Here is a 4,626-nt window from a genome sequence, read left to right on the forward strand (position 1 = left end):
GACTTCCTTGATCGGAAGTCCGCCAGAGCCAACCACTTTTTAATTTTTTAGCGCATCCCTATGGGATGGCTGTGAATGGCATAAACTGCTGTCACGGTGAGGGGTATGTCTGAGCCGGGGTGAACCCATTCGCCTTTGAGACGGTCTTTGCCGTCTTTCAGGTCCAAACCGTCTAGGCCATTGATGAGGTTGGAGGCAAACTCGGGCCGACTGGCACTGTCGGAGGCGTCCAGAAGATCGAAGCGACCCAAGGCATCGGGCCAGACGAAGACTTGTTGCCCTTCAGAGAGCCCTTGAGCACTGAGATCTTCGGGGCGATACCAGGCGGCCAGATCGCTCAGAGCGGCATCGGGGATGGCGGGATCGGTAGTCTGGAGGGACGCTAGGCTCCCGGCCTGAGCAGCTGTATATTGACTGCGGTCGATGATGGCTCGCTGTTCGGCGTCATAGACATCGAGCCAGGCCGCATCCGGGTGGTAGAGAGCGTATTTATTGGCAAGGTAGACTTCGACGGCATTGAGGTCTGCGTCAGAGAGTGCCGCGTCGTGGATGAGCATTTCCATCACATAAGCGCGGGCTTTTCCCGTGGTGCCATCTAAGCCCATGTCGATCGTGGCGTAATGTGAGCTTCCCGTGAAAAAGCCCATAAACAAACCGTTCAGGCGGTGGGTGTGCGATGGATCTATCTCCGAAGGATCGTAGCGATAGGTCTGGATGACAAAGCGGTCCTCGTAGAAAGGCGTCTGGATCGCGTTGCCTTGGCGATCTACCCCTGCGTTCGAGGTCCACTGGTCTTGCCCCTGATAACCGATGTTATAGCCACTCGAGCCATCACTTCGTCCCATATTGAGATGCTGCGGCCCGTCCGACCAGACCACGCGGTTTCGATTGCTGCCATTGGATGTGTGAATGGCGTAAACGACGGAAATAGTCAGTGGATCTTCGGCGGACGGGTGCCGGTAGGTGTTATCGAGGTGGTCGTAATTGTCGACCAAGTGGAGGCCGTCGTAGCCTGCAAGCAGGCCGGTAGCGAAAACAGGAATCCGGCCGCCTCCGCCCAAAGCTAAGAGGTCAAACTGACCGAGGGCATCGGGCCATGCGTCGACGAACGCGCCATCCAGAAGTCCTTGGGCTGTTAAAGTCTCCGGGCGATACCAAGCGGCCAGATTGGAAATGATCGAGTTCGTCACTTCGGGATACGCCGCCTGGATGGCAAAAACCTGCTCGGCTGCTTCCTGGCCGTATTGGCTATCATCGATGATGACTTGCTGCTCCGCAGGGTAAGCCGTCTTCCAATCCGCAACGGGATGATAGAGGCCGTATTTGTCCGCAAGGTAGGCTTCAATGTCATCCAGTCGTGTATCACTGAGAGCGGTATCATGGATGATGAGTTCCATGACCGTGCCTGCGGCTTCTCTAGTGGATCCTTCGACCCCGAGGCCGATGGTAGAAAAGTGTGCCGCTTGAGTCTCAGTGATATCAAACATCTCCAACCCGTTGAGACGATGGTCATGGGTAAAAGTGCTGCCATAGTAGCGATAGGTTTGGATGACGTAGGCATCATCATGGTACGGAACGCGAACTGGGTCACCATCGCGATCTACGCCGGTGTTTTGCAGCCAATTTTCGTTGTTTGAGATGCCGATGTTATAATCGCTAGAACCGTCGCTGCGTCCCATGTTGAGGTTATTCTGAGCTCCATCCGACCAGACGATGCGGTTTCCAAAGCCACCGTTTTTGCGATAGATGGAATAGACCACCGTAACGGTGAGCGAATCAGCTCCCGAGGCATGGGCAAAGGTGCCGTTCAGGCGGTCGTGATCATTCTCGAAGAATAAGCCACGGTATCCGGCTAAGGTCTCTTCCGCCCCTATGACTAGGCTTCGAGAGTCAGCCGGAGCTGTGAGATCGAAATTCCCTAAGGCGTCAGGCCAAGTAGTCACTTCATCCCCCGGATCGATGCCTATTTCTGATAATTCTTCGGGCCGATACCAGGCAGCTAAGTTTGTAAGATCCAGGCCGAGATCGCTGACTGTCGCGCTCACACTGACATTGCCTTCAAGCGTGATCGCATGGCTGTGGTCCGTGCCGGATAAATCGCCTGTCCACCCTTCAAAGGTGTATCCCGGAGCGAGATCGAAGACAACTTCCACTGCATCGCCGTAAAAATAATCGGTTTTGAGAGGAGTTATGAGGATGCTGCCTCCCGACGGATTGGAGACTGCAGTCGCTATGGACAGCGTCTCCTGACTATCCGTGGTGACGGTAACCCCGGCATCCAGCAGCACTTGAACCTGTGCCATGTCGTCTGAGTCGAAATCGGCGTCGAGGCGATTGCCATTGAGGTTGAGACTGGTGATCCCCGTAAGCTGCTCGATCCCCCGTAAATCGCTGATACCCAAGCCGCTAAAGTCGAAATCGCCGGTGAGTCCATTGAGGTGCGATTGCATGATCGGTCCCGGTGCCACCACGCCTATCGCTGCGCGGAGTTGAGCTTCTAAATTTAGATCGAAGATGAGGATCTGCCGATCCGTCGCGCTCGGGTGGACGAGGTCGTATTTGTTGGCAAAATAGACCTCCACCGCATCCATCTCCGTGTCGGAGAGATAGCGGTCGAAGATGATCAGTTCATGGATGTAGGCGTTGGCCTCCTGGTTAGCAATGACTTCGCCCATGCCGATCCGTCCCATTTCAAATTTTTCGGTATGGCTGCCAATAAAACTGCCATCGAGCCAGGATTCCTGGAAGCCCGTGAGGGCATCGTAACGGTAGCTATGGACAACAGGTTGGTTTGCCATGAACGGTATAACCTGCTCGGAATCGTCGAGCCAGTCCCCCGCCCCCCAAGCGCGATAGCCATTAGTCTCATAGCGTCCTGCGATCATAAAGCTGTTCCGATCGTTCGCTAGGACCCGATTACTACCGTTGATCGATTTCTGGGCATAAACGGCTATGACGGTGATCGGGTGCGCATCAGACATCAGATGATTGTAGGTGCCGTAGAGGCGGTCATCCGTATTATCAAAGTCCAGAGCAGCGATACCGTTTGAAACGTCATGTTGATAGGTGGGGGCAATGGCGGGGTTCCCTCCGGTATATTCGAGCGGCCACTGCCCAAAGGCATCCGGCCAGAAGGCGACCGATGCTCCGTTCTCGTAAATTGAAAGATCTTCAGGACGATGCCACGCGACCACGCCGTCGATCATGGCGTCAGGGATATTGAAAATCGAAGCTAAGGCTATGGAGGCATCTTGGAGTGATTTACGCGCTTCAAATTCGACCTGCGAATACGCCGATCGACCGATGATGGCTTGCTCGGACACATCGAAACCCTGAACCCAATCCGCATCGGGATGATACAGCCCGTATTTCTCGGCAAAATAGACCTCGACGATATCGAGTTCCGTGTCAGGCACGAGCCGATCGAAGATGATCAACTCGTAAATGTATGCATTCGCCTCTTGGTTCGAAATCACTTCACCGAGCCCAATTTTCCCTATTTGAAATTGCTCCGTGTGGCTGCCGATCAACACATCGTTAATCCACGACTCCTGGAGTCCCGTTGCCGCATCGTAACGGTAAGCTTGGATCACCGGCTTTCCTTCAACAAAAGGAATGTAGACCTCACCCTCATCAAGCCAATCCCCTGCGCCCAAAGCACGGTAGGCATTGGTCTCATAACGTCCGGCGAATTGAAAATTATTCCTGTCATTCGTCAGAATCCGATTATTGCCATCAATAGATTTTTGAGCGTAGACGGCCACCACGGTGATGGGGCTGTCACTATTATAAGGATGGTTGTAAGTCCCGTTGAGGCGGTCATCAACGTTATCAAAATCCAGTCCACTGAAGCCATTCAATGAATTCGCACGAAAGGTTGGAGATAAAGCCGTGTTTCCGCTCGCGTTCTCAAGCGGCCATTGACCGAAGGCGTCGGGCCAGACACCGACGGCGTCACCTTCCTCGTGTTGAATAAGTTCTTCTTGGCGATACCAGGCCGCTACGCCCGTGATGAGCGTATCTGAAATATTGATCTCCGTAGATGCATCCTGAATCGCTTTACGTGCTTCGAACTGGCTACGGGTGTAGCGTGAGGCATGGATGATGGCTTGCTCAGAAGGCGTAAATGCTTGGATCCATGTGGCGTTGGGCACATAGATTCCGTGGATGTCGGCGAGTTGGATGGTGACCGCATCGACTTGCATCGGGTCCAGAGCTTCGGAGAAAATTAATACCTCGCTAATCGTTCCCTGGGTGTAATGACCGCTGCCACTTTCGCCTAGCGGGAGCCGTCCTATCTCTTGCAGGAAATCGGTTGTTCCCTGCAACTCCCCATCGATCCAATGCGTATGCGTGCCATTCGCGCTGCCTGAGTAACTATAGCTATGAATAACAAATCGGTCTGTATACACATCCTCGACACGCGATCCTGAGTTTCCCAGTCGCACATTATTCAAGATTCGAACAGAATAATCACCCTCACTGGCTCCTCGCCCGATTTGGAGACTATTATTCCGTGTCACGCGGTTGTTATATATGCCGCTGTCGTTGTCGAGGCGGTAGACGAAGACTAGAGTAAAGGGATCATCATGATCCGTGTGCTCGAAACCCGTCTGCATCTGGTCA

At 53.7% G+C, this 4,626-nt stretch carries 1 protein-coding gene; it reads right to left on the reverse strand.

What is annotated here, in order from left to right:
* Positions 1-47: 47 nt before the first annotated feature.
* On the reverse strand, positions 48-4,619 hold the full coding sequence (locus HRU10_14940) for a hypothetical protein (GenBank protein ID NRA28528.1): 4,572 nt from the start codon (positions 4,617-4,619) through the stop codon (positions 48-50).
* Positions 4,620-4,626 lie beyond the last annotated feature (7 nt).

Source organism: Opitutales bacterium, assembly GCA_013215165.1.
In the GTDB taxonomy this organism is placed as follows: Bacteria; Verrucomicrobiota; Verrucomicrobiia; order Opitutales; family JABSRG01; genus JABSRG01.

Excerpts from the sequence above, each read along its gene's own strand:
- HRU10_14940 (NRA28528.1), bottom strand. The coding sequence starts at position 4,619 with ATGCAGACGGGTTTCGAGCACACGGATCATGATGATCCCTTTACTCTA.